Genomic DNA, 25,044 nt, shown 5'->3' on the forward strand with positions numbered 1-25,044 from the left:
AATCGATTACCCGGTTTGGGTCGCCGGGTGCTCTTCACTTTCCGGGAGGCAGTATGGCCGCTCGTTTTCGCACGCTCTTCGTCTGTTTGCTCACCGCGGCGGCCACGGTGTTCGCCGTGCCAGCGGCGGGCGCCGCCCCGGCAGCGGCACCGGAGGCCAAGGGACCGATCGGCTGGGAGGCGTATCGCACGCTCGACGGGTTGTCCCGGCTCAGACCCGCCGAGCAGGTCAAGCAGTTCTCCAGCTTCGACCGCACCGGCGGCAACGACGACGGCTTCGAGGGCACGTACTCCTGCCTGCGCAACGAGCCGGACGGCCGCTGCGTGATCGCCGACGTGCACGGCGCCGGCGAGATCTCCTCGCTGTGGTTCACCTACCGTCCGGAGTCGGTGATCGCCATCGGCGAGATCACCATCGAGCTGGACGGCCGGGTGGTACTGCACGGCAAGCTGCAGGACATCCTCAACGGCGCCAAGGGCGCGCCGTTCGTCTGGCCGCTCGTGGGCAACTCCGCCGACACCATGGGCGGTTCGGTGATCAAGGTGCCGATGCCGTACACGCACTCGATGAAGATCGTCACGCAGAACAACCCGCACTTCTACCACGTCACCTACCGGCAGTTCGCCGACTCGGCCGGCGTGCGGACGTTCGACCCCAGCGACAAGGCACTCGACGTGGTCGAGCGGCTGCGTGGTTTCGGCCTGCGGGACCCGAAGCCGGCGGCGCCGAACGCGGCGGTTCAGCGCGCGGACGTCACGCTCGCGCCGGGTGCGTCGACGAGGTTGCCGCTCGCGGCGGGAGCACGGCAGATCAACCAGTTGCAGGTACGCCTGCCGCAGGTGATCAACAGCCCGAACGTTTACGACGACGGCCGGGCGTTCGCGCCGGGCGGCAGCTCGTTCACCGCGGCCGTCGCACCGGACAACACCGGTGTGCGGCTGATCCGCCGGTACGACCCGAAGATCGCCCATCAGCACGCGATCGTCAGTGTCGACGGGCAGCGGGTCGGCGAGTGGCGCAACGGCGCGGCGACACCGCCGGACACCTGGGCGGACCAGGCGATCGAGGTTCCGGCATCGGTCACCGCGGGCAAGTCGAAGATCCGGGTGGAGAGCACCTTCGTGTCCTCGTCCCTCGACGTCAACGAGTTCCGGTACGACGTGCACTCGCGGGTGGGCGGCGAGTGGGTGCGTACCGACGTCATGGACGTGGGACCGAACCATCGCAGCGACGAGGCCGTGCACGGCTACCGGATCACCGGTCAGCGCTGGGAGGGCCTCGGGGTGTTCCGCTACCCGGCCGACGCGGCCAAGGTGGCGGAGTCCGACGCGATCCTGGAGAAGCTGCGGCTGCGGCTCACGTTCGACGGCAAGACCACCGTCGACACGCCGATCGGCGAGTTCTTCGGATCGGGCCTCGGCAAGTTCGAGACCCGCACGCTGATGTACTCCATCGACACGGCACCGGGCGGCGCGTTCACCTCGTACTGGCCGATGCCCTACGCGCGCAACGCGGTCGTGGAACTGGTCAACGAGTCCGGGGTCGCGGTGACCGGCGGGAGTGTCGCCGTCACGTCGGCGCCGAACGGGTCGATCGCCGACACCCTGAAGCCGGACGGGACACTCGGCTACTTCCACGCCACGCACCGGCGCGGGGACACCGAGCAGGGCAAGGAGTGGTCGTTCCTGTCCACCAGGGGACAGGGTGTCTTCCACGGTGTGTCGACCACGATGCGTGGTCACATCGCACCGGGCGGGCCGATTCACCCGATGAACTACCTGGAGGGTGACGAGCGCGTCTACGTCGACGGTGCGGAGGGCCCGAGCATCATCGGCACCGGTTCGGAGGACTTCTACGAGTCCGGCTGGTACTTCATGGATGCCGAGTGGAACAACAAGGAGGGCGTGTCCTACGCGATGCCGCAGGCGGGCCTCGTCTCGCAGGAGACAGGGCGTGACGGCTGCCAGTACGTCTGCCTGAACGCCTACCGTCTGATGAACGCCGACGCGGTGCCGTTCGGGGACAGCATCGAGTTCGACATCGAGCACGGCCCGGACTCCGACCGGGCGGCGAACTACAGTTCGGTGGCGTTCTGGTACGGCCACGACCGGTCCGGCGTGGTTCAGTCCGACGCGGTCGACGCCGGTGACCCGGCCAGCCGGGCCCTGCACGGCTACACCGCGGAGGACGAGACCACCGCCGAGGTGACGTCGACGTTCGAGGGCAAGGGTGATCGCACGCCGGTGAAGCTGAACACGACGGCGGCCAACGGTGCCGTCCAGTTCACCGCGAAGGTGGCCACGGACAACTCGGGCCTGCGGCTGCACCGCGTGTCCGACCAGCTGGTCGCGCGGCAGCGGGCGAACGTGTTCATCGACGGCCGCTGGGTCGGCGAGTGGTACCAGCCGTTGAGCAACAAGCACTCGCGCTGGCTGGCGGACGCGTTCGAGGTGCCGGCTTCGGCGACCGCGGGCAAGGCGGCGGTGTCGGTGCGGATCGAGCCGCTGCCGGACTCCCCGGCGTGGTCGGCGGCCCGCTACCGGGTCCACTCGCTGGTCGGTGTCGCACCCCAGGGTCAGGCACCGCCCGGGGCGGACTGAGTTCACGACGAAGGCCCCCGGTCGCCCGGGGGCCTTCGTCCTGTCTCAGGCGGCTTCGTGGCGGGGTTTGGCCGCCACCGCCTCCTGCGCCTTCGGGTCGGGGTCGCGGTGCCGCAGCGCCAGCAACCCACCCACGATCAGCGTGATCGCCACACCGAGCAGCGTGTACCAGGGCCACGCCAGCGTGACCTTGTCGCCCGCGGCCTTGGCGAAGTCGACGCCCAGCAGGCTGGAGTCGGTCTTGCTGAACTTCAGGCCCAGGATGATGAACGCCATCCCGACCACGGTGACGACGAACGCGATGATGGCGTCCGCCTGCCGTGCCCTGCGCACCAGCAGCCCGAGCAGGAACGCGCCGAGCAGTGCGCCGTAGGTGTACCCGGTGATGCCCAGTGCCTGCACGACGATCGGGTCGGACGCGGTCCGGTTGAACGACGCGAACAGGCCGGCGCACACGATGAGCACCACCGCCCAGATCACCGTCCAGATCCGGCCCTGCTTGAGCCGGTCCTGATCGGACAGTTGCCGCCCGATGACCCGTTCGTAGACGTCGGTGACGGTGGACGAGGCCAGTGCGCCCAGCGACGAACTCAGTGCCGCGGCGAGGATTCCGGCGATCACGAACCCGGAGAGGCCGCTGGGTAGCTCGTTGACGATGAACGCCCCGAACAGCTCGTCCTTGTTCGTCAGGCCGAGTTGCTTGACCGGGTCGAGGCCGTTGTAGAACGACCACAGCATCACGCCGATGAACAGGAAGATCGCGAACTGGACGAAGACCACCACACCGCTGCCGATCAGAGCCTTCTGGCTGGCCCGGACGTCGTTGGTCGCCTGCAGCCGCTGGACGATCAGCTGGTCCGACCCGTGCGAGGCCATCGACAGCACCGCACCGCCGATGACGGCGGTCAGCACCGCGTACTGCCCGGTGAGCGGGTTGGAGCTGAAGTCGAGGATCTGGAACTTGCCCGCGTCGAACGCGGCGCCGAACCAGCCGTCGGGCAGCTTGTCCGACAGCACCCAGATGACCGCGGCGGCACCGAGGACGTACCAGAGCATCTGGATGGCGTCGACCCAGACGACGGCGCGGACACCGCCGAAGAAGCTGTAGATCACCATGGCCACGCCGAGCGCGATGACGATGGCCCAGTAGGAGGCGTTGAGGCCGTACGCCGCCAGCACCAGCTTGATCGGGATGGCGGTGGCGAACAGCCGGATGCCGTCAGCGAGCAGCCGGGTGAACAGGAACGTCACCGACGCGGTGCCCTGCAGCCCGCCGCCGAACCGCTTGCCCAGGAACGCGTAGGCGGTCACCAGGTTGCCGGCGACGTACCGGGGCAGCAGCACGAACGCCACGACGATCCGGCCGAGGATGTAGCCGATCGCCAGCGACAGGTATGTCATGCCGCCCGCTTCGGGGGCGGCGAGGTAGGAGACCGTCGGTACCGACAGCACCGTCAGCGTCGAGGTCTCGGCCGACACCACCGACAGGCAGGCGACCCACCAGGAAATCTTGCCCTCGCCGACGAAATAGTCGTTGCCGGACTTCTGCCGGCCGCCGATCCAGATGCCCAGTAACGGCATCCCCACCAGGAAGACCGCGATAATCGCGAGGTCAAGTGCGCGCATTCGTTATCCCTATCGTGTCGTCCACTCCAGCTGCCACCCGCAGCCGGGTCACCGGTTCGGGTAATGGGGGTGGAAGGGTGAGCGGCCCGGAGCCGGGTGTGATGCTGCCGAGCACGCGGGGTCCCGCGGCGCCGGTCGCGCTGGGGACGTTCGCGGGATGGCCGTGCCAGGTGAGCCAACCCAGCAGGGCCGTCAGGTAGGCCTCCTTCACGTCGCCAGGCAGACCGAGCTCGTCGCTGGTCCGCAGCGGGACAGTCAGGTGCTCTGTCAACGCGCGCCACAGCGCGGGGTTGCGCACCCCGCCGCCGGAGGCGATCACCGTGCCGACGCCGTGCCGCGCGCATTCGGCCGCGATGGTGACGGCGGTCAGTTCGGTGAGTGTGGCCAGCAGGTCCGGCCCGCCGATCGGCGGCAGGCCCGCGGTCGCCGCTGCCAGGTAGTCGCCGTGGAAATGTTCCTTGCCGGTGGACTTCGGTGGTGGCGCGGCGTAGAAGCCGTCGTCGAGCAGCCGATCGAGCAGGTCCTTCCGTGGCGTACCCGCCGTGGCGAGTGCTCCGTCGGTGTCGCGGTGCGCGGTGCCGGTCACCTGGAACGCGGCGAGGTCGAGCAGTGCGTTGCCCGGCCCGGTGTCGTAGGCCAGCGTCGGCGCGTCCGGGAAGACGACCGTCAGGTTGGCGATGCCGCCGATGTTGAGTGCCGCCGCGGGCCGTCCCGTCTCCAGCGCGAGATCGCGTAGCCATAGGTGATCCAGCGTGCTGGCCAGCGGCGCGCCGTGGCCGCCCGCCGCGACGTCGCGGGTGCGCAGGTCGGCGACGACCGGCAGCCCGGTACGTTCGGCGATCCAGGCCGGCTGGCCCAGCTGCAGGGTGCCGAGGGCCCGGCCGTCCTCGACCCAGTGGTAGACGGTCTGGCCGAGCGACACGACCAGGTCGGCCTGCCCGAACCGGCAGATGCCCGCCGCGGCGGCCTCACCGAAGGCCTGCCCCGCCTCGGTGTCCAGCCGGGTCAGCTCGCCGGCGGAGCTCGGGTTGGGCGGCAGCGCGGCCAGTAAGCGGTCGCGGAGTCCGTCCGGGTACGGCAGTTCCAGATGCCCCAGCGCGGACAGCTCCACCCGGTCGCCGTCCGCGCGCAGCTCGGCGACCGCCACGTCGATCCCGTCGATCGACGTGCCGGACAGGAGACCGACAACGCGCATGGAGGTGTGGTCTAGTCCTCCTGGGACGAGTGACGCAAGCCATAACGTGGGAACTTGACCGAACCGAGTCGTTGCCGGTGGAGGCCTGTCACCGGGCTAGGTAAAGGCGTGTCGTCACCGGATGCGAGGATTGCGGACGTGTCGAGCAACCTCTGGTTCTGGATCGCCCTCGCCGTCGTCGTGGTGCTGGTCGTGGCCCTGGTCGTCGGGCTGGTCGTCGCGCGCCGTCGCAAGATCAGCCTGACCGAGCCCGAGCGGGTCGAGGAGGCCAAGCCGAAGGGCGGCGGTTATCAGGCGGGCGGCGACATCGCGCTGGCTCCCGGCGGTACCGAGGAACACCCGGCAGGGGAACGCACCGAGGTCGACGGTCAGCCCGGTGTCGGTGACGACGCCGCCGTGCCGAGGGACGCGCCGCGCCGCACGATCGTCGACGTCGGCCTGCCCGACGAGGCCGAGGCCGCGCCTGCCGAGGAGATCGACGAGATCGAGCCGGCCAGCGGCCGGATGGAGCGGCTGCGGGGGCGGCTGGCGAAGTCGCGGTCGGCGTTCGGGCAGAGCCTGCTGGGCCTGCTCGGCGCGGGGGATCTCGACGAGGACTCCTGGCAGGAGATCGAGGACACGCTGCTCGTCGCCGACCTGGGCGCGGCGACCACCACCGAGGTGGTCGACAAGCTGCGTGCCGAGCTGAGCACGCGTGGGGTGCGGACCTCCGAGGAGGCCAGGGCACTGCTGCGCGAGGTGCTGGTCGAGGCGCTGGCGACCGACGGCGACCGGGCCGTTCGCGCGTTGCCGCACACGGTCGACGGCACGAAGCGGCCCGCCGTGGTGCTGGTGGCCGGTGTCAACGGAACGGGCAAGACCACCACGACCGGCAAGCTGGCCAGGGTGCTGGTCGCCCAGGGCAGGCAGGTTCTGCTCGGCGCGGCGGACACTTTCCGCGCCGCCGCCGCCGATCAGCTGGAGACCTGGGCGAACCGCGTCGGAGCCGAGGTGGTGCGCGGCAAGGAGGGCGCCGACCCGGCCGCCGTCGCGTTCGACGCGGTGAAGCGCGGCGTCGAGGCGGGCGTGGACGCCGTGCTGGTCGACACCGCGGGCCGCCTGCACACCAAGACCGGCCTGATGGACGAGCTGGGCAAGGTCAAGCGCGTCGTCGAGAAGCAGGCCGAGGTGGACGAGGTGCTGCTCGTCCTCGACGCCACCACCGGCCAGAACGGGCTGACCCAGGCGCGGGTGTTCGCCGAGGTCGTCGACGTGACCGGCATCGTGCTGACCAAGCTGGACGGTACCGCCAAGGGCGGCATCGTGTTCCAGGTGCAGCGGGAGCTGGGTGTGCCGGTCAAGCTGGTCGGGCTCGGCGAGGGCCCGGACCACCTGGCACCGTTCGAGGCCGGGGCGTTCGTCGACGCGCTGCTTGGCTCCTAGCTTTCGCTCAGCCGCCGCGACAGCTCGGCGGCGACGCGTTGGACCACCGGCGCGATCCGGGCGACCGCCTTCTTGGTGAGCCGTCCCTCCGGGCCGGACACCGAAACGGCGGCAGGTGCCGGGGTGCCGGTCAGCGCCACCGCGACGCAGCGGACGCCGAGTTCCTGCTCGCTCTCGTCGAGTGCGTAGCCCCGCTTGCCGACGTCGGCCAGGCAACGCAGCAGCGCCTCGGGGCTGGTGACCGTGTGGTCGGTGTAGGCGGGCATGCCCGTCCGGCCGACCAGTTCCAGTACCCGCTCCGGCGGTAGCTGGGCGAGCATCGCCTTGCCGACGCCGGTGCCGTGCGGCAGCGCGCGCCTGCCGACCTCGGTGAACATCCGCATCGAGTGCTTCGACGGCACCTGCGCCACGTACACGACCTCGTCGCGTTCCAGGATGGCCAGGTTGGCCGTCTCGCCGACCTCGTCGACCAGCTCGGCCAGCAGCGGCCGCGCCTGGGTGCCGAACTGCATGCTCGCGTTCTCGCCGAGCCGGATCAGCCGCGCTCCGAGCGCGTAGCGGCGGTTGGCGTTCTGCCGGACATAACCCAGCGCCACCAGGGTACGTATCAGGCGGTGGATGGTCGGCATCGGCAGCGACGACGTGGCAGCCAGCTCCGAGAGGCTGCACTCACCGCCGGCGTCGGCGAGCAACTCGAGTAGTTCGAAGGCACGCTGAAGTGACTGAACACTCCCCGGGCTGCGTTGTGATTCCGCCATGCAAAAACTATAGTCCGGCAAGTAGAAAAGTGAAGCGTCCACGGTTGGGGTGTTCTTGATGTCTGAAGTTCGTGTGCTCGGTGCTCCGGTCGACCGCGGGGACGAGATCCTGACGCCCGAGGCGCTGGACTTCCTCGCCGTACTGCACGCGGAGTTCGCCGCCCGGCGTGACGAACTGCTGGAGGCCCGCAAGGTGCGGCGTGCCGAGGCCGCGCGGACCGGCAGGCTCGACTTCCTGCCCGAGACCGCAGAGGTGCGCCAGGGCGACTGGCAGGTCGCCGTCGCGCCGCCCGCGCTGCGCGACCGCAGGGTGGAGATCACCGGGCCGACCGATCGCAAGATGACCATCAACGCGCTGAACTCCGGCGCCAAGGTGTGGCTGGCCGACCTGGAGGACGCCAACACCCCGCACTGGGAAAACGTGGTGTCCGGGCAGGTCAACCTGCGTGACGCCGTGCGTGGCGACATCTCGCTGAGCACCCCGGAGGGCAAGAGCTACGCCCTGCGTGACGACGTCGAGCACGCCACGATCGTCATGCGCCCCCGCGGCTGGCACCTCGACGAGCGCAACCTCGAGTTCGACGGCCGCAAGGGCGTCGGCGCCCTCGTCGACTTCGGGCTGTATTTCTTCCACAACGTGCGTGCGCTGCTGGCCGCCGACAAGGGACCGTACTTCTACCTGCCCAAGATGGAGAGCCACCTCGAGGCGCGGCTGTGGAACGACGTGTTCACCCGCGCGCAGGCCGAGCTGGGCATCGAGCACGGCACGATCCGCGCCACGGTGCTGATCGAGACCATTCCGGCCGCGTTCGAGATGGAGGAGATCCTCTACGAGCTGCGTGAGCACGCGTCGGGCCTGAACGCGGGCCGGTGGGACTACCTGTTCAGTGTCATCAAGTACTTCCGCGACGCCGGCGAGAAGTTCGTGCTGCCCGACCGAAACTCGGTCACCATGACGGCCCCGTTCATGCGGGCCTACACCGAACTGCTGGTGCGGACGTGTCACAAGCGCGGCGCGTTCGCCATCGGCGGCATGGCGGCGTTCATCCCCAACCGGAAGGACCCCGAGGTCACCGAGAAGGCGATGGAGAAGGTCCGTGCCGACAAGTCCCGCGAGGCCGGTGACGGCTTCGACGGCTCCTGGGTCGCGCACCCCGGCATGGTGGACCTGTGCCGCGAGGAGTTCGACAAGGTCCTTGGCGACCGGCCCAACCAGCTGGAGCGCACCCGCGACGAAGTCGCGGTGACCGCGGACCAGCTCCTCGACGTCGCGGCCACCGAAGGTGGCGCGACCGCTGCCGGTCTGCGCGGTGCCGTGGACGTCGGCATCCGTTACCTCGCCTCGTGGCTGGGTGGCAACGGCGCGGCCGCCATCCACAACCTCATGGAGGACGCGGCCACCGCGGAGATCTCCCGGTCGCAGGTGTGGCAGTGGGTCCGCAACAGCACCCAGCTCGACACCGGCGAGAAGGTCACCGACTCTCTGGTGCGCACGGTGATCGGCGAGGTGCGAGCCGACCTGGCCGACGTCATCCCCGCCGACCTGCTGGGGCCGGCGGTGGAGCTGTTCGAGGAGGTCGCGCTCGCCGAGAACTTCGCCGACTTCCTCACCCTGCCCGCCTACGAGCGGATCAGCTGACGATGGCGCGAGCCCGGCTCACCGAGGAGCTCTACGCGGAGGTCGACGCCCGCCTCGCCGAGGCGGACGCCCGCGTGGCGGCGGCCTACCCCGGTGACCGGGCCGGCCGTCAGCCCGTCCACACGGTGTACGTCCCCGCCGACCGGTACACGGCCGACCTCGTGCCGCGGTGGGGGCGGCAGGCGTCGGACGTGTTCGCCGAGCACGGCCGCGACCTCGACCCGGACCCGAGTGTCCTCGACCGGGTGCGCGACAAGCTCGCCGCGGAGCCGATCGAAGACCTGCGGATCGACTTCGAGGACGGCTACGGCAGCCCGGACGACGGGACCGAGGACGCGGACGCCCGTGCGGCGGCGGCCGCGCTCGCCGAGTCCGTCCGCGCCGGCCAGGCGCCGCCGTTCACCGGAATCCGGTTCAAGGGCTTCGAGCGGGCGACCCGGCGCCGGGGTATCCGCACGCTCGACCTGTTCCTGGGGACGCTACTGGACGCCGGTCCGCTGCCGGCCGGTTTCGTGGTGACGCTGCCGAAGGTCACCGCCGTCGACCAGGTGGCGGCGGCCGCGCACGTGCTCGGTGCGCTGGAAGCCGCTCACGGGCTCGACGATGCGACGTTGCGGTTCGAGGTGCAGGTGGAAACCTCCCAATCCATTGTGGACGCTGACGGGACAGTGGCGGTGCCCCGGATCATTCACGCCGGTGCGGGCCGGATCAGCGGCCTGCACTACGGGACCTACGACTACAGCGCCGCGCTGGGGATCGGCGTGCAGTACCAGAGCATGGATCACCCGGCCGCGGACTTCGCCAAGGAACTGATGCAGGTGTCGGCGGCCGGCACCGGGGTGCGGCTGTCCGACGGCTCCACCAACCGCTTGCCGACCGGCGACAGGGAAGCCGTCCGGGCGGCCTGGCGCGAGCACGCCCGGCTGGTCCGGCGGTCCCTGGAGCGGGGCTTCTACCAGGGCTGGGACCTGCACCCGCACCAGCTGCCGAGCCGGTACGCCGCCACGTACGCGTTCTTCCGCGAGGGCTTCGCCCACGCGGCCGGCCGCCTGCGTGACTACGTCACCAGCGCCGAGACCGGCCTGCTCGACGAGCCGGCCACGGCGCAGGCCATGGCAGGGTTCCTCCTGCGTGGCCTGCACTGCGGTGCCCTCGACGACGCCGAGGTCGCGGAGGCGACCACCGTCGACCGGCCGGGGCTGGAGCGCTACCTCCACCGTTCCTGACCCGCTGGCCGGGAACGAATCCCTTGTCACTGCACGAAATCCGAGCTTTATGCCGGTGGAATCACCGGCGCGCATGAGACGATTGTATATCGAACATGCAATCGAAACCATCACTCTTTAGTGTTAGTGAAAAAGCTGGCGCCGTGGGGTAACGTGGCGACTGCGAGCCACTCGCGGACCGGATCGGGTCCGCGTAGAGGTCCCGATCCGCAGCGTCGTACGGGATGATCGATCGGCGTGGGCGTTGTGGACGTGGACACCGTGAGAAGAGCCGTTCGACGGCAACAGCGGCGGGTGACCCCCGGTATCGAGGACATGGTCGGCTACCACAGGCGCCAGGTAGCCGGGCAGTCCGAGGCCGAGCCGATCGGCCCGCTGCTCCCCGGAACGGGCGCCAGTGGCGTGGTGTTTCACCGCGGAGAACCACTCGCTGGCTGGGGCGCGATTCATGAACCGGAAATGTGCTACAGCCTCACCAAGAGTGTGCTGTCGCTGGTGGCTGGCCTGGCCTACGACCGGGGTTTGATCGGTGATGTGCACGCGCCGGTCGAACTCCCGGTCGTGGGTCGGCGGCACGGTGAGGTGACGTGGCACCACCTGCTCCAGCAGACAAGCGGCTGGGACGGTGTGCTGTGGGGCAAGCCTTCCTCGGTGGACGGCGCCAACATCGAGGAGGCTGCCCCCGGTTCGGCGTGGTGCTACAACGACGTGCGGGTCAATCTGCTCGCATTGGCGTTGACGTTGCTCTGGCGCAGATCGCTGGCCGACGTCGTGAAAGTGGAACTGTTCGATCGCATCGGCGTGTCACGGACGTGGTCGTGGCACGGGTACGACAACTCATTCGTGGAGGTGGATGGACGCGATATCGCGGTGGTGTCCGGCGGCGCCCACTGGGGCGGCGGTCTCTGGGCCAGTGCTGCCGACCTTGCCCGTCTCGGTGTGCTGTTGTGCGAGCGCGGTCGGTGGCATGGCGACCAGATCCTGAGTGATCAGTGGATTCGGATGAGCTGGGCACCAGGATCGGTGAACCCGGACTACGGCTACCTGTGGTGGCTGAATCGGCGTCGGAACGTATTCCCCGCCGCACCCGCGACCGGAGTCTGCGCCCGGGGAAATCAGAGCCGCCACGTGCTGTGGATAGATCGTGCGCGGGAACTGGTCATTGTGTCGCATTGGGGAGAACACGTGGAGGCACTTATCGGTGAGATTTCCGCGGCGGTTCCGGTCGTCCGGCGATGAGTTGCAGCGCCAGGAAGACGTCGACCTGGTTGGTGAAGTCGGTCAGGTCGAGGCCGATCAGCTCGCTGGCCCGGCCGATGCGGTAGCGCAGTGTGTTGACGTGGATGTGCAGGGCCTTGGCTGCCTGAGTCGGTGAACCCGAGTTGTGTAGGAAGACCCGCAGCGTATGGACGAGGTCGCTCTGCTGGCTGGCGTCGTACTCGATCAGCCTGCCGAGCATCCGGTGGCCGAGTGCCTCCCTGAGCTGGTCGGTGACACCGGCGAGCAAGAGCCGGTGCACGCCGAGGTCGTCACCCGAGGTCACCGTGACCGGCTCGCCACGCTGTTCGCCCGCGGCCAGCGCGTGCCCCGCCTCGTCGACCGCGCCCCGCAGGCCCGACGTGCCTGCCGGGCCGCTGAGCCCGACACCGATCCAGGTCGCACGCAGTCGCGGCGCGAGGGTGTGCAACGCGCGGTCGGCCGACTCGGCCCAGTCGGCGGGCCAGCTGTCCGTGTCCTCGACCAGCGCGATCGTGTCGGCGCCTCGGGTGCCGATGGTGGCGTGGTGGCCGCTGAGCAACTCGTCGAGGAGTGCGACGCCCCGTACCGCCGGCGTTCCGGTCATCCGCAGAAGCACCACCCGTGCCACCGCGTCCGGTGACCAGCCCGCGCGGCCGAGTGCGGGTCCCATGCCGTCGCTCCCCGCGTGGACCAGCAGGTCGAGCACTGCCTGGTCGGCGGCGCGGGACGCCGTCCGGGCACGCAGGTGTTCGCGTTGGTGGGCGCGGACCAGGTCGACCAGTTCGTCCGTCACGTGCTTGGTGGCAGGTGCCCAGGTCGTCCGGTCGTCGCCGACGACCACCGCCCACGGCACGTCGGCGTGGTCGTCGACCGGGAGGACGCTGTGCCGCCGCGCGGTCACCGCCCGGCAGCCGTTGGCGACGAAGCGCTCGGCCAGTTTCCTGGCGTCGGGCAGCAGCATGCCGCTTCCCGCGACGACCCGCCCGCTCGCGGACAGCACCCAGCAGGGGGCCGCCAGTTCCTCGGCGGCCTGCGTCAGCAGGACGGGCAGCTCGGTGTCCGCCCGGAGCACCGGCCGCACCTCGGCCAGCGCGAGCACCATTCGCTCGGTGACCACCGCGAACGACAGGTCGGCGGGAACCTCCAGTAGGGGAATCCGGTGCCGGGCGCAGGCCTCGACCAGTTCCCCGGGGATCCCGCCGGTGTCGGCACCCGACGCCGCCAGCGCGGCGGTGCCGCCGCGGGACAGGGCGGCGACGAACGGCTCCGCGTCGCCGGGCGCGTGCCACCACAGCAACCCGGTCAGCACGAGCTCGCCTGCCGTCAGGTAGCGGCTCGGGTCCGGCAGTTCAGTGCCGTACACCCGGCTCACGCCACGGTCGAGCAGGTCGTCCCCGCTACGGACCCGCAGGCGTAGCTCGGGGATCCGGAGTAGGTCCCGCACGGTGGTCATAACGTTTGTAGGAAAGCACAAACAGCCTGGCTGTGCCTCATCGGTGTTTCGTAGTCCACCACCGTTGCCGGGTCGGTGGTGTCGCTGTTCACTGGAGTATCCGCCGTCAGAGGAGTCACCGTGGACTTTCTCCGTCCGACCACGCTGCCCGAAGCGCTCGCGCTGAGGGCCGGGCGGCCGGACGCGGTCCCGATCGCGGGCGGTACCGACGTGATGGTCGAACTCAACTTCGATCACCGGCGGCCCGGCGCGCTCCTGGACCTCACCCGGGTCGCCGAACTCGGTGAATGGTCCCGTGACGGCGAGCTGATCCGGCTGGGCGCGACCGTGCCCTACGCCCGGGTCATCACCGAGCTGGGTGCCGAGCTGCCCGGCCTGGCGATGGCGTCGCGCACCGTCGGGTCGCCCCAGATCCGCAACCGCGGCACCGTCGGCGGCAACCTGGGCGCCGCCTCACCGGCGGGTGACACCCATCCGGTGCTTCTTGCCGTGGGAGCGCGGATCGAGCTGGCGTCGCAGCGGGGAGTCCGCACCGTCGGCGCCGGCGAGTTCTACACGGGCGTCAAACGCAGCGTGCTCGCCGACGACGAGCTGATCACGGCCGTCCTCCTGCCCGCGGCCGGTGGGCCGCAGCAGTTCGCCAAAGTGGGTACCCGCAACGCGATGGTCATCGCGGTCTGCTCCTTCGCGCTGGCGATCCGTCCCGGGCGCCGCGAGGTGGGCGCCGCGGTCGGCTCCGCCGCGCCGACACCGCGGCGCACGCCGGGCGCCGAGGAGTTCCTCCGCGCCGAGCTGCCGTGGGACCGGCCCGGCCCGCTGCCGGACTCGCTCAAACGCCGGTTCGGCGAGCTGGTCGCGGACGCCACCGAACCCATCGACGACGTCCGTGGCAGCGCCGCCTACCGGCGGCACGCCCTGTCCGTCCTCGCCCGGCGCACCCTCACCTGGGCCTGGGACGATCACCGCGAAAGGCAACGCTCATGCGTGTGAACCTCACCGTCAACGGCGAGCCCCGGCAGGCGGACGACGTCTGGGCGGGCGAGAGCCTGCTGTACGTGCTGCGCGAGCGGCTCGGCCTGCCCGGCTCGAAGAACGCCTGTGAGCAGGGCGAGTGTGGTTCCTGCAGCGTCTACCTCGACGGCGTGCCGGTCTGTGCCTGCCTGGTGGCCGCGGGACAGGCCGAGGGCCGCGAGGTACGCACCGTCGAGGGACTCGCCGACGGCGACCGCCTCGACCCGGTGCAGCAGTCCTTTGTGGACGCCGGCGCCGTGCAGTGCGGCTTCTGCACCCCGGGCCTGGTGGTCGCCGCACACGATCTGCTCGCCCGCAACGGCGCACCCTCCGACGAGGAGATCCGCGAGGCGCTGGCGGGCAACCTGTGCCGGTGCACCGGCTACGAGACGATCCTCGACGCGGTCCGGCTCGCCGCGACGCGACAGGAGTGACATGTCCACGCTGGTGATCGAGAACGCCGCCGTCTGCACGGTCGACCGGGCGGGTACCGAGTACGCGACCGGGTACGTCGTGGTCACCGACGGCTGGATCACGCAGGTCGGCGAGGGCGCGGCCCCGGAGGGCGGTCAACGCCTGGACGCGGCCGGATGCCTGGTCACCCCCGGCCTGATCAACACCCACCACCACCTCTACCAGTGGGCGACCCGTGGTCTGGCGGCCGACTCCACGTTGTTCGAATGGCTCGTCGAGCTGTACCCGGTCTGGGGCAGGCTCGACGCCGGGATCACCCACGCCGCCGCGACGGCCGGGCTGGCGAAGCTGGCCACCACCGGGTGCACGACGGTCGCCGATCACCACTACGTGTTCCCCGCCGACGCCGGGGATCAGATCGCCGCACTCGCCGAGGCCCGGCAGCGGGTCGGGGTGCGGCTGCACGTCGTGCGCGGGTCGATGGACCGGGGGGAATCCGACGGCGGGCTGCCGCCGGACAACCTCGTCGAACGGACCGAGGCCGCACTGCTGGGCACCGAACGGGCCATCGACACACACCACGACCCCGCCCCGGACGCGCTGCTGCGGGTCGCCGCCGGCCCGTGCTCGCCGTTCACGGTGAGCCGCGAGCTGATGGAGGGTGCGGCGGAACTGGCCCGCCGCAAGGGAGTCCGCCTGCACACCCACCTGGCGGAGACCCTCGACGAGGAGAAGCAGTGCCTCGAGGAGGAGGGCTGCACCCCGGCCGAGTACGCCGACGAGCTGGGCTGGCTCGGCGCCGACGTCTGGCTGGCGCACACGGTGCACCTCGCGCCGCAAGCCGTGCGCCGCATGGGCGAGACCGGCACCGGATCCGCGCACTGCCCCACCTCCAACGGTCGGCTGGGCGCCGGGATCGCGCCGGTGCGCGACCTGCTGGACGCCGGTGTCCCCGTCGGCCTCGGGGTCGACGGCGCCGCGTCCAACGAGGCCGGGGGCCTGGCCGGGGAACTGCACCAGTCGCTGCTGCAGGCACGCCAGCGTGGCGGGCCACGCGCGCTGACCGTCCGGCAGGCGCTGTGGATGGGAACCATGGGCGGCGCACGCTGCCTCGGCCGGGAGTCCGAGATCGGGTCGATCGAGCCGGGCAAACTGGCGGACCTGGCGATCTGGCGGATGGACGGCCTCGACCACGCCGGCATTGCCGACCCGGTCGCCGCCCTCGTGCTGGGCACGCCACCGCCACTGGCGCGCCTGCTGGTCGGCGGGCACACCGTCGTCGACGACGGCAGGCTCACCACCACCGACGAGTCCGCGATCGCCGCCGGGCTACGGACGGCGAGCAGTCGCCTCCGGGACGACCGATGACCGCCTCCACCCAGGTCGGCGTCACCGGCGGGATCGGCAGCAGCGCCCAGCGGCCGGACGGGGTGAGCAAGGTCCGCGGCGAGTTCGCCTACTCCTCGGACCTGTGGCACGAGGACATGATCTGGGGCGCCACCCTGCGCAGCCCGCATCCGTACGCCCGGCTGACCGCGCTCGACATCGGCCCGGCGCTCGCCGTCCCCGGTGTGTACGCGGTGCTCACCGCCGCCGACGTCCCGCACAACCGCTACGGCCTCGAACACGCCGACCAGCCGGTCCTCGCCGAGGACGTGGTGCGTTACCAAGGCGAACCGGTGGCGCTGGTCGCCGCCGACCACCCGGAGACCGCGCGCAGGGCACTCGACGCCATCGCCGTCAGCTACGAGGTGCTCGAACCGGTCGTCGACGCGGAGAGCGCCGTCCGCGGCGACGGCCCCGAACTGCACCCGGGCGGCAACGTCGTGCGGCACGTCCCGATCCGCCGCGGCGACCCCGGCGCGACCGCCGAGGTCGTGGTCAGCGGTTCCTACGAGGTCGGCATGCAGGACCAGGCGTTCCTCGGGCCGGAGTCCGGCCTCGCCGTGCCGGCCGAGGACGGCGGGATCGACCTCTACGTCGCCACCCAGTGGCTGCATGTCGACCAGCAGCAGATCGCCGCCGCGCTGCGCCTGCCCGCGGACCGGGTCCGGGTGACCCTCGGCGGCGTGGGCGGTGCCTTCGGTGGCAGGGAGGACCTGTCGATGCAGGTCCACGCGTGCCTGCTGGCACTGCACACCGGCAAGCCGGTGAAGATGGTCTACAACCGGGAGGAGTCCTTCTACGGACACGTCCACCGGCACCCGGCGCGGATGTACTACGAGCACGGCGCCACCGCCGGCGGGCGCCTGGTCTACGTGCGGGCGCGGCTGTTCCTCGACGGCGGTGCCTACGCGTCGTCGACGAGCGCCGTCGTCGCCAACGCCGCGACGCTCGGTGTCGGGCCCTACGACGTGCCCAACGTGACCGTCGACTGCTGGGGTGCCTACACGAACAACCCGCCGTGTGGGGCGATGCGCGGGTTCGGGGCGGTGCAGGCCGCGTTCGCCTACGAGTCGCAAATGGACGAACTGGCCGCGGCCTGCGGGCTCGGCCCGGTCGAGATCCGGGTCCGCAACGCGATGAGCGAGGGCTCGGTCATGCCGACCGGGCAGCGGATCGACTCGGCCGCGCCGGTCGCCGAACTGCTGCGCCGGGTGAGCGCCAAACCGATGCCAGCTCGCGACGGCGAGTTCGACCTGCGCCGGATGCCGGGCGGGGTCGCCAACACCACCCATGGCGAGGGCGTCGTGCGTGGTGTCGGCTACGGCGTCGGCATCAAGAACATCTGCTTCTCCGAGGGCTTCGACGACTACTCGACGGCCAGGGTCCGGCTGCAGATCGTCGGCGGCGAGCCCGCGGTGAGCGTGCAGACCGCCGCCTGTGAGGTCGGCCAGGGCCTGGTCACCGTGCTGCAGCAGATTGCCCGTACCGAGCTGGGCGTGGAGCGGGTGACGGTACTGCCGGTCGACACGAGCATCGGCAACGCCGGGTCCACGTCGGCTTCGCGGCAGACCTACGTCACCGGCGGGGCGGTGCGCGCAGCCTGCCTCGCCGTGCGCGAGGCGGTGCGGCGCAGGGGAGACGGGGACCTCGTCGAGCTGCTCGGCGACGACGTCATCGACGAGACCGTGCGGTGGCGGCACCGGCCGACGGAGGCACTCGACCCGGAACGCGGCAGCGGCAACGCCCACGTCCAGTACGCCTTCGCGGCACATCGGGCGGTGGTGGACGTGGACGTCGAACTGGGGCTGGTGAAGGTCGTCGCGCTGGACTGCGCGCAGGATGTCGGCCGGGCGATGAACCCCCAGGCCGTGCTCGGACAGATCCACGGCGGGTCGGCGCAGGGGCTCGGGCTCGCCGTGATGGAGGAAATCCAGACGCGGGACGGCAAGCTGCGCAATCCGTCGTTCACCGACTACCTGATCCCGACCGTGCTCGACATGCCGCCGATGGACGTCGACGTGCTGGAGCTGGCCGATCCGCACGCGCCCTACGGGCTGCGCGGAGTGGGTGAGCCACCGACGATCTCGTCGACTCCGGCGATCGTCGCGGCGATCCGGCAGGGGACCGGGCTGGCACTGCGGCGGGTACCCGTCCGGCCGGAGCACATCACCGGGACATGATGCCGTTCTCCATCGTGCGGATGATGTTGGCCGCCACGTCGTGCCGGGGCAGCGTGCCCTCCTTGGCCAGCTCCCAGCCGGTGTAGAGCAGCGCCCAGAACACGCCCATCAGCCAGTCGACCGTGACGCCCGCGTCCAGCAGGCCTTCTTTCCTGCCGCGTTCCAGCAGGTCGGTGAGCGGCTTGTTCGCCGAGTCCAGTTCCTGGTTGACCCGGTCCTGCTCGGCCAGCAGGTGCCCGGTGTTGAACAGGTACTGCAGCCACGGGCCGATCTCGAGCCAGGCGTGCACCGCCCGGCGCAGAGCGGTGAGGGTGTCGTCCCGGTCCAGCGCGGCCTCGGTGACGGCCAGGCGGATCTGTTCGATGGCCTCGTCGACCACCGCGGCGGTGAGACCGGACCGCTCCGGGAAGTAGCGGTGCAGGGTGCTGCGGCCCACCCCGGCCTTCTCGGCGACGTCGCCGAGCGAGGCGGTCGGGCAGTCCGCGAGCACGCTGGCCGCCGTCTTCAGGATGTGGGCCCGGGTTCGGTTGCGAGTGGACGACACGGCTCTTATTTAACAACGGATGTACCGCATCGGCACCGCGAGTCTTTATTATGAGACATCGATGTCCCATTTCGCTACACTCGGGTCCATGGGAGGAAAGGACGAGCCACCTCTGCGGTGGCAGAACGTACGGGTGCTGTGGTCGTTCGTCCGGCCACACCGGGGGAAGCTCCTGCTGGGGCTCGTGCTCGGGCTGATCGCCACCGGCGCGACCCTGGCCACCCCGATGGTGGCCAAATGGGTCCTGGACGGGATGGCGGAGTCGGCGCCGATCGGCGCGGCCGTGGCCATCCTGGTGACGCTGCTGGTGGCCGGGTCGGTGATCGGCCTGTGGCAGGGTCTCCTGCTGGGCAAGCTCGCCGAGAACATCGTGCTCGATGCCAGGACGGACATGGTGCGCAGGCTGTTCCGGATCCGCATGGGGGAGCTGGCCAAGCGCTCCGGGGGCGAGTTCGTCACCAGGGTGACCTCCGACAGCGTGCTGCTGCGGGAGGCGGCGGGAAGCGGCATCCAGCTGGTCAACGGCGCAGTCGGCGTGATCGGGTCGCTGGTGCTGATGGCGGCGCTGGACTGGGTGCTGCTGGCGACGACCATCGGCGCGCTGGGTGTCGTCGGCGCGGTCGCCGGGATGCTGATGCCGCAGATCTCCGCGGCACACCGGGACGCCCAGGACGCCGTCGGCCGGATGGGCGGGCTGCTCGAAGGAGCACTGCGGGCCATCCGCACCGTCAAGGCCAGCCGGGCCGAACACCGGGAGAGCGGCCGGGTGCTGGCCGAAGCCCAGGAGTCGGCACGGAAGGGCATCCGCGCGGCACGGATCACGGTGGTCAACTGGACGCTGGCCGGCGCCGGTATCCAGCTGGCGATCCTGCTGATCCTGGCGCTCGGTGCGTGGCGGGTCAGCGAGGGCGCGCTCGCCGTGTCCAGCCTGGTGGCGTTCCTGCTCTACGCGTTCCAGCTGATGGAGCCGGTCGAGGCGGTGACGAGGACGGTCGGTGAGCTGCAGGCCGGGGTCGCCGCCGCGGCGAGGATCCGCGAGGTGCAGGGCCTCGACGTCGAGCCGGAGGGCCGGACCACGGCAGCCGCCGGAGCGGTCGACGGGCGGGCGGACACGGTCCTGTCCTTCCGCGACGTGGTCGCCCGGTACGCACCGGGTGCCGAACCCGCCCTGCGCGGCGTCAGCCTGGACATCGCCCGCACCGGGCACACCGCGATCGTCGGACCGTCCGGGGCGGGCAAGACCACGATGTTCTCGCTCATGCTGCGGTTCCTGCAGCCGGAGAGCGGGACGCTCACGCTCGACGGGGTGCCGTTCGACCAGTGGTCGGTCGACGACGTCCGGCGGCGCATCGTCTACGTCGAGCAGGACACGCCGCTGGTCCCGGGCACCGTGCGGGACAACCTCACCTACACCCACACCGGCGCGGGCGAGGACGCGTTGTGGGCGGCGCTGCGGGAGGTCCGGCTGGACGAGCGGGTGCGGTCCCTGCCGCAGGGACTGGACACGCCATTGTCCGGCGCGACCGTCTCCGGCGGGGAGCGGCAGCGCATCGCGCTGGCGCGGGCCCTGGTCGGCGACCCGGAGATCCTGCTGCTGGACGAGGCGACCGCGCAGCTGGACGGGCTCACCGAAGCCGCCGTGCACACGGCGATCGACCGCATCGCGAGCACGGGTGCGGTCGTGACCATCGCGCACCGCCTGTCCACGGTGATCGACGCCGACCGGATCTTCGTCATGGAGGACGGGCTCTGCCGCGCCGCGGGCACCCACCACGAACTACTGGAGAGCGACGTGCTCTACCGCGATCTGGTGGAGGCGCTGAAGATCGCCTCGGTGGCGGCCCCGGCGGCCTGATCAGCCGGACAGCGCGCGGGCCGTGGCCGCCACGGCACGGCCCGCGGTCAGCACCGGCTCGGTGTCGCGCAGCGCCCTGCTCAGCACGAACGCGCCTTCCAGGCTGGTGACCATGGTGATGGTGAGCTGCCGCGCGGCGTCGGCGTCGAGGCCGAACCGGGTGAAGCCCGCGGTGCCCGCCTCGATCCAGCCGGTGAACACGTCGGCGGTGGCGACCCGCAGCCGCTCGTTCGTGCTGGCCACCTCCAGCGCGACCGTCGCGATCGGGCAGGCGTCCGCGTAGTCGGTCTCCACCAGCATGTCCGCGGCCGCCGCGAACATCGACTCGATCCCGCCGCACAGGTCCGTGGCCGGCTCGAACAGCAGCTCGAACAGCTCGATGTACATCGGGCCGGAGGTGCGGATGACCTCCTCGGCCAGCTGTTCCTTGCCGCCGGGGAAGAAGTGGTAGATCGAACCGAACGGCGCGTTCGCCGCCGCGACGATCTGCTTCAGGCCGGTCCCGGTGTAGCCGTTGCGCCGGAACAGCTCGGCCGTGGCGACGAGGATGCGGTCCTTGGTGTCGGTCACCCCGCCATAGTAGAGCGATCTATCAACGCGTGGAACGCTCGCCGAACACCAGGTTCAGCACCACCGCGGTCACACAGCCCGCGCTGATCCCCGAGTCCAGCACCGTGCGCACCGCGGAGGGGAAGTCCGCGTAGAACTCCGGGGCGGCGATCGGGATCAGCCCGACGCCCAGCGACGCGGCCACGATCGCGATGTTCGCCGGGCGCTCGAAGGACGCCTTGGCCAGCGTGCGGATGCCGCTCACCGCGACGCTGCCGAACAACACCAGCCCGGCGCCACCCAGCACCGGCTGCGGCACGAGAGCGACGATCCCGCCGGCCACCGGGAACACCCCGAGCAGCACCAGCACGGCACCACACGCGGCCACCACGTAGCGGCTCACCATCCTGGTCAGCGCCACCAGGCCGACGTTCTGCGCGAACGCCGTCGCCGCGAACCCGCCGAACACGGTCGCCACGGCCGTGGCCAGCCCGTCGGCCCGCAGCCCGTCGGCGACCGTGCGTGGCTCGGTCGGCCGGTCGACGATCTCGCCGAGCGCGAGCATGTCCGCGGTGCTCTCCACCATCACCACGATCATCACGATGGCCATCGACACGATGGCGGCGATGTCGAACACCGGGGTCCCGAAGTGGAACGGCCCGGCGATCCCGAACGCGGGCGCCTCCCGCAGGGTGCTGGTGTCCAGCGCGCCCAGCGGCCAGGCCAGCAGCGTGCCTGCCACCAGCCCGAGCAGCAACGCGATCCGCCCGGCGAACCCGCGCAGGAACCGGGTGAACGCCAGCACCGCGAGCAGGGTGAACCCGGCGAGCAGCAGGCCGGTGCCGGTCGCCGACTCCTGCTGTGCGGCGATCCAGCCGACCGCGACCGGCAGCAGCGACACCCCGATCAGCGTGATCACCGTCCCGGTCACCAGCGGCGGGAAGAACCGGGTCAGCCGGGAGAAGAACGGCGCGGCCAGCACCATCAGCGCCCCGCCGACCAGCGTCGCGCCGTACACGACACCGAGCGCGTCGCCGGCGCCGTGCTGCTTCACGATGGCCAGCACCGGCGCCACGGTGGCGAACGTGACGCCGTTGACCAGCGGCAGCCGCGCGCCGAAGCGCCACACGCCCAGCGTCTGCAGCAGGGTGGCCAGGCCCGCGGTGAACAGGCTCGCGCTGATCAGCAGGCTCAGCTCACCGGGCGGCAGGCCGACGGCCGCGCCGATGATGAGCGGCGGGGCGACCACGCCCGCGTACATGGCGGCGACGTGCTGGATCCCGCCCGCGATCAGCTGCGCGGTGCCCGGAATCCGGTCGACGGGGTGCGTCATGACCAGGCCGCCGCGGCCGAGGCGTGGTCTTCGTCGTCGCGCAGCACGGTGCCCTCGATGAGCCCGTACGGCCGGTCGGCCGCGTAGAAGACCTCGTTGTCGTTGGTCAGCCCGAACGGTTCCAGGTCGACGAGGAAGTGGTGTTTGTTCGGCAGCGACAGCCGGATCTCGGCCAGCTCGTCGCGCTGCGCCAGCACCGCCTCGCCCATCGCGTACAGGGTCTGCTGCAGCGAGAGGCTGTGCTTGGTGGCGAACGTCTCCAGCAGGATCCGCCGGACCTCGCCGAACGACTCCCGCCAGTTCCCGCCGGCCTCGCGGTGCCGCCACCGTGCGGTGACGGCCGTGGCGAGAATCCGGTCGGTGGTCTCGGCCAGCGTCGTGTACCGGTCGCGGGGAAAGCCGTGGAACTCCGATCCGGTCGACTTCAGCACCACCAGCCCGGTCAGGCCGGACACCACCCAGGCCCGGCCGCCGTCGAACGTGACGGCGGCGGTCCGCCGCTCGCCACCCGTTGAGCTGAACGCGTGGTCGTGGCCCTTCCCGTCGACCGGGATGCGGTCCCAGCCGTGCTGCTCGATCAGGATCCGGGCGCCGGTGATGTGGCTGAACTCGCCGGTGAAGTGCCTGCCCAGCCGCAGTGCGAAGTCCTCGATCTCGCCGACCCCGCCCTCCTTGGCGAAGGCGTACACGGTGTTCTTCTGCGTGTCGGTGGCCACCACGTCGGAGTTGTCGCCGGTCAGGTGCGTTCGCTCCAGCCTGCCGCGCAGCGCGGTGGACACCGTCAGGTCGCTGAGGCTGTGCACCGGCCCGTCGCGGTGGACCGCGACCAGCCGCACCTCGGCCTTGCCGTACTGGTTGGGTCCCAGCGTGATGCCCACGGTCAGCTCCCTCGGTAGGTGGAGTACGAGTACGGGCTGAGCAGCAGCGGCACATGATGGTGCGTGGGCGGATCGGGGATGCGGAAGGTCACCGTCACCTCGGGGAAGAACGCCCCCGGACCCAGGTAGCCGCCGGTGTCGAACACCAGCCGGTAGACGCCTGCCGCGAGGAAGGCGGGCCCGAGGTCCCGGATCCGGCCGTCGTCGTCGGTCCGTCCACTCGCGACCAGCGCCCCCTCGGCATCCCGCAGCTCGACGGCGACACCCGCCGCGGGCTTCCCGGCGGCCGTGTCGAGGACATGGGTGGTCACCAGGCTCACGGGCGGCTCCGGTCTCGCGGGGACTTGGGACGCGATCTTGCGTGACCGTACGATTCCGGCGACCCACCGTCAACGCGGCACGGGAAGGAGCACCGATGGACCTGGTCCTGCGGGCCCGCCGGGCGATCGTCGACGGCGCCGAGCGGTCGTGCACGGTCTGGGTGGAGGCGGGACGGATCGCCGCGGTCGGTCCGTTCGACGCCGACATGCCCGCCGAACGGACCGTCGACCTCGGCGACGACGTGGTCCTGCTGCCGGGCCTCGTCGACACCCACGTGCACGTCAACGACCCCGGCCGGGCCGACTGGGAAGGCTTCCCCACCGCGACGGCGGCGGCCGCCGCCGGGGGCGTGACCACCCTGGTCGACATGCCGCTCAACAGCATCCCGCCGACCGTCGACCTGCCCGCGCTGGAGGCCAAGCGGGACGCCGCGCGCGGCCGGGTCCACGTCGACGTCGGCTTCTGGGGCGGTGCCGTACCCGGGAAGCTCGGCGAGCTGCCCGCGCTGCACGAGGCCGGTGTGTTCGGCTTCAAGTGCTTCCTGCTGCACTCCGGCGTCGACGAGTTCCCGCCGCTGTCCGACGGCGAGCTCGCCGAGGCGCTGCGGACCGTCGCGCGACTGGACAGCCAGTTGATCGTGCACGCCGAGGACGCGGCCGTCATCGACGCCGCGACCGCGCCGTCCGGCCGCGACTACCAGGCCTTCCTGCGGTCCCGGCCACCGCAGGCCGAGCGCACCGCGATCGGCAGGGTGATCGAACTGGCCGGGCGGGCCGCCGCCCGCGCGCACATCCTGCACCTGTCCGACGCCGGTGCGCTGCCGCTGCTGGAACGCGCCGGCGCCGCGATCACCGTCGAGACCTGCCCGCACTACCTGAGCTTCACCGCCGAGGAGGTGCCCGACGGCGCCACCCAGTTCAAGTGCTGCCCGCCGATCCGCGAGGCCGCCAACCGCGAGGCACTGTGGCGCGGGCTCGGCGCCGGGGTGATCGACACCGTCGTCACCGACCACTCGCCGTGCACGCCGGAGCTGAAGCGGTTCGACACCGGCGACTTCCGCACGGCGTGGGGTGGTGTCGCCGGGCTGCAGGTCGGGTTGCCCGCGGTGTGGACCGGCGCCCGCGCCAGGGGTTTCACGCTCGCCGACGTCGTGCGGTGGATGGCGAGCCGGCCCGCCGAGCTGGCCGGGATGCGACACAAAGGTAGGATCATCCCCGGTTTCGACGCCGACTTCTGCGTGTTCGCGCCGGACGAGGCGTTCGTCGTCGACGTCGCCAGGCTGGCCCACCGCAACCCGGTGAGCGCCTACCACGGCCGCCCGCTCGCCGGCGTCGTCCGTTCCACGTGGCTTCGCGGCGAGGAGATCACCGGCGACCGACCGGCGGGCAAGCTGTTGCGCCGGGGCGAGTGCTGAA

At 71.1% G+C, this 25,044-nt stretch carries 20 protein-coding genes; 11 read left to right on the forward strand and 9 right to left on the reverse strand.

All coding sequences use genetic code 11. The annotated features are described in order from the left end of the window. Positions 1 to 53 precede the first annotated feature (53 nt). Positions 54 to 2,600 carry a glycoside hydrolase family 172 protein gene (locus EWH70_RS07710; RefSeq protein WP_130474564.1) on the forward strand — a complete coding sequence of 849 codons (2,547 nt, stop codon included), beginning with the start codon at positions 54 to 56 and terminating at the stop codon, positions 2,598 to 2,600. A gap of 45 nt (positions 2,601 to 2,645) precedes the next feature. On the opposite strand, the gene EWH70_RS07715 is transcribed toward EWH70_RS07710, so the two are convergent. Both EWH70_RS07715 and EWH70_RS07720 read right to left on the reverse strand, forming a co-directional pair. Further along, on the reverse strand, positions 2,646 to 4,226 hold the full coding sequence (locus tag EWH70_RS07715) for a sodium:solute symporter (protein WP_130474565.1): 1,581 nt from the start codon (positions 4,224 to 4,226) through the stop codon (positions 2,646 to 2,648). After that, positions 4,213 to 5,421 carry an anhydro-N-acetylmuramic acid kinase gene (locus tag EWH70_RS07720; protein WP_130474566.1) on the reverse strand — a complete coding sequence of 403 codons (1,209 nt, stop codon included), beginning with the start codon at positions 5,419 to 5,421 and terminating at the stop codon, positions 4,213 to 4,215. Before EWH70_RS07720 ends, EWH70_RS07715 begins: the two co-directional genes overlap by 14 nt. Before the next feature lie 138 nt (positions 5,422 to 5,559). On the opposite strand from EWH70_RS07720, the gene ftsY reads away from it, so the two are divergent. Then, positions 5,560 to 6,843 (forward strand): signal recognition particle-docking protein FtsY, encoded by a 1,284-nt coding sequence (gene ftsY / locus EWH70_RS07725; RefSeq protein ID WP_130474567.1) that lies wholly within the window; start codon positions 5,560 to 5,562, stop codon positions 6,841 to 6,843. Here ftsY and EWH70_RS07730 read toward each other — a convergent pair. Beyond that, a complete protein-coding gene (locus tag EWH70_RS07730; RefSeq protein WP_130474568.1) occupies positions 6,840 to 7,601 on the reverse strand; it encodes an IclR family transcriptional regulator in 762 nt (253 codons plus the stop codon). The two genes, ftsY and EWH70_RS07730, sit on opposite strands and share 4 nt — an antisense overlap. A gap of 58 nt (positions 7,602 to 7,659) precedes the next feature. On the opposite strand from EWH70_RS07730, the gene aceB reads away from it, so the two are divergent. From aceB to EWH70_RS07745, 3 genes are all read left to right on the forward strand, one after another. Beyond that, on the forward strand, positions 7,660 to 9,240 hold the full coding sequence (gene aceB, locus EWH70_RS07735; protein ID WP_130474569.1) for a malate synthase A: 1,581 nt from the start codon (positions 7,660 to 7,662) through the stop codon (positions 9,238 to 9,240). A gap of 2 nt (positions 9,241 to 9,242) precedes the next feature. Then, positions 9,243 to 10,466, forward strand: a complete 1,224-nt coding sequence (locus tag EWH70_RS07740; RefSeq protein WP_130474570.1) for a DUF6986 family protein — start codon at positions 9,243 to 9,245, stop codon at positions 10,464 to 10,466. Between the two features lie 237 nt (positions 10,467 to 10,703). Beyond that, positions 10,704 to 11,705 carry a serine hydrolase domain-containing protein gene (locus EWH70_RS07745; RefSeq protein WP_240686857.1) on the forward strand — a complete coding sequence of 334 codons (1,002 nt, stop codon included), beginning with the start codon at positions 10,704 to 10,706 and terminating at the stop codon, positions 11,703 to 11,705. Here the strand turns inward: EWH70_RS07745 and EWH70_RS07750 are convergent. After that, on the reverse strand, positions 11,662 to 13,158 hold the full coding sequence (locus EWH70_RS07750) for a PucR family transcriptional regulator (RefSeq protein ID WP_130474571.1): 1,497 nt from the start codon (positions 13,156 to 13,158) through the stop codon (positions 11,662 to 11,664). The two genes, EWH70_RS07745 and EWH70_RS07750, sit on opposite strands and share 44 nt — an antisense overlap. A gap of 120 nt (positions 13,159 to 13,278) precedes the next feature. On the opposite strand from EWH70_RS07750, the gene EWH70_RS07755 reads away from it, so the two are divergent. The 4 genes from EWH70_RS07755 to EWH70_RS07770 are packed head-to-tail and all read left to right on the forward strand — an operon-like array spanning position 13,279 to position 18,149. Beyond that, positions 13,279 to 14,148, forward strand: coding sequence for an FAD binding domain-containing protein (locus tag EWH70_RS07755; RefSeq protein ID WP_130474572.1), 870 nt, complete (start codon positions 13,279 to 13,281; stop codon positions 14,146 to 14,148). Next, positions 14,139 to 14,603, forward strand: a complete 465-nt coding sequence (locus EWH70_RS07760) for a (2Fe-2S)-binding protein (protein ID WP_130474573.1) — start codon at positions 14,139 to 14,141, stop codon at positions 14,601 to 14,603. Before EWH70_RS07755 ends, EWH70_RS07760 begins: the two co-directional genes overlap by 10 nt. A gap of 1 nt (position 14,604) precedes the next feature. Next, positions 14,605 to 15,951 carry an 8-oxoguanine deaminase gene (locus tag EWH70_RS07765; RefSeq protein ID WP_130474574.1) on the forward strand — a complete coding sequence of 449 codons (1,347 nt, stop codon included), beginning with the start codon at positions 14,605 to 14,607 and terminating at the stop codon, positions 15,949 to 15,951. Then, entirely contained in the window at positions 15,948 to 18,149 is a 2,202-nt protein-coding gene (locus tag EWH70_RS07770; protein ID WP_130474575.1) for a xanthine dehydrogenase family protein molybdopterin-binding subunit, read from the forward strand. Before EWH70_RS07765 ends, EWH70_RS07770 begins: the two co-directional genes overlap by 4 nt. Here the strand turns inward: EWH70_RS07770 and EWH70_RS07775 are convergent. Continuing rightward, positions 18,136 to 18,693 carry a TetR/AcrR family transcriptional regulator gene (locus EWH70_RS07775; RefSeq protein WP_165436196.1) on the reverse strand — a complete coding sequence of 186 codons (558 nt, stop codon included), beginning with the start codon at positions 18,691 to 18,693 and terminating at the stop codon, positions 18,136 to 18,138. The two genes, EWH70_RS07770 and EWH70_RS07775, sit on opposite strands and share 14 nt — an antisense overlap. An 88-nt stretch (positions 18,694 to 18,781) precedes the next feature. On the opposite strand from EWH70_RS07775, the gene EWH70_RS07780 reads away from it, so the two are divergent. Then, positions 18,782 to 20,548, forward strand: coding sequence for an ABC transporter ATP-binding protein (locus EWH70_RS07780; RefSeq protein WP_130474577.1), 1,767 nt, complete (start codon positions 18,782 to 18,784; stop codon positions 20,546 to 20,548). Here the strand turns inward: EWH70_RS07780 and EWH70_RS07785 are convergent, their stop codons facing one another. From EWH70_RS07785 to uraH, 4 genes are read right to left on the reverse strand one after another with little or no spacing between them, the layout of a single operon-like run. Beyond that, the gene (locus EWH70_RS07785; protein WP_130474578.1) at positions 20,549 to 21,118 is read right to left on the reverse strand and encodes a TetR/AcrR family transcriptional regulator; all 570 of its coding nucleotides are present in this window, start codon (positions 21,116 to 21,118) and stop codon (positions 20,549 to 20,551) included. A gap of 22 nt (positions 21,119 to 21,140) precedes the next feature. Next, positions 21,141 to 22,430, reverse strand: coding sequence for a nucleobase:cation symporter-2 family protein (locus tag EWH70_RS07790; protein ID WP_130474579.1), 1,290 nt, complete (start codon positions 22,428 to 22,430; stop codon positions 21,141 to 21,143). After that, positions 22,427 to 23,308, reverse strand: a complete 882-nt coding sequence (gene pucL / locus EWH70_RS07795) for a factor-independent urate hydroxylase (RefSeq protein WP_130474580.1) — start codon at positions 23,306 to 23,308, stop codon at positions 22,427 to 22,429. The genes EWH70_RS07790 and pucL overlap by 4 nt, the downstream gene beginning before the upstream one ends. 2 nt (positions 23,309 to 23,310) lie before the next feature. Next, positions 23,311 to 23,628, reverse strand: coding sequence for a hydroxyisourate hydrolase (uraH, locus tag EWH70_RS07800; RefSeq protein ID WP_130474581.1), 318 nt, complete (start codon positions 23,626 to 23,628; stop codon positions 23,311 to 23,313). A 95-nt stretch (positions 23,629 to 23,723) separates the two neighbouring features. On the opposite strand from uraH, the gene allB reads away from it, so the two are divergent. Continuing rightward, positions 23,724 to 25,043, forward strand: a complete 1,320-nt coding sequence (gene allB / locus EWH70_RS07805) for an allantoinase AllB (RefSeq protein WP_130474582.1) — start codon at positions 23,724 to 23,726, stop codon at positions 25,041 to 25,043. Position 25,044 lies beyond the last annotated feature (1 nt).

Source organism: Amycolatopsis suaedae (genome assembly GCF_004214935.1).
Lineage (GTDB): Bacteria > Actinomycetota > Actinomycetes > Mycobacteriales > Pseudonocardiaceae > Amycolatopsis > Amycolatopsis suaedae.

Bases quoted from the DNA above. Each gene is read 5' to 3' on its own strand.
- EWH70_RS07710 (WP_130474564.1), top strand. From the start codon at position 54: ATGGCCGCTCGTTTTCGCACGCTCTTCGTCTGTTTGCTCACCGCGGCG.
- EWH70_RS07715 (WP_130474565.1), bottom strand. From the start codon at position 4,226: ATGCGCGCACTTGACCTCGCGATTATCGCGGTCTTCCTGGTGGGGATG.
- EWH70_RS07720 (WP_130474566.1), bottom strand. From the start codon at position 5,421: ATGCGCGTTGTCGGTCTCCTGTCCGGCACGTCGATCGACGGGATCGAC.
- EWH70_RS07730 (WP_130474568.1), bottom strand. From the start codon at position 7,601: ATGGCGGAATCACAACGCAGCCCGGGGAGTGTTCAGTCACTTCAGCGT.
- aceB (WP_130474569.1), top strand. From the start codon at position 7,660: ATGTCTGAAGTTCGTGTGCTCGGTGCTCCGGTCGACCGCGGGGACGAG.
- EWH70_RS07740 (WP_130474570.1), top strand. From the start codon at position 9,243: ATGGCGCGAGCCCGGCTCACCGAGGAGCTCTACGCGGAGGTCGACGCC.
- EWH70_RS07750 (WP_130474571.1), bottom strand. From the start codon at position 13,158: ATGACCACCGTGCGGGACCTACTCCGGATCCCCGAGCTACGCCTGCGG.
- EWH70_RS07760 (WP_130474573.1), top strand. From the start codon at position 14,139: ATGCGTGTGAACCTCACCGTCAACGGCGAGCCCCGGCAGGCGGACGAC.
- EWH70_RS07765 (WP_130474574.1), top strand. From the start codon at position 14,605: ATGTCCACGCTGGTGATCGAGAACGCCGCCGTCTGCACGGTCGACCGG.
- EWH70_RS07770 (WP_130474575.1), top strand. From the start codon at position 15,948: ATGACCGCCTCCACCCAGGTCGGCGTCACCGGCGGGATCGGCAGCAGC.
- EWH70_RS07780 (WP_130474577.1), top strand. From the start codon at position 18,782: ATGGGAGGAAAGGACGAGCCACCTCTGCGGTGGCAGAACGTACGGGTG.
- EWH70_RS07790 (WP_130474579.1), bottom strand. From the start codon at position 22,430: ATGACGCACCCCGTCGACCGGATTCCGGGCACCGCGCAGCTGATCGCG.
- allB (WP_130474582.1), top strand. From the start codon at position 23,724: ATGGACCTGGTCCTGCGGGCCCGCCGGGCGATCGTCGACGGCGCCGAG.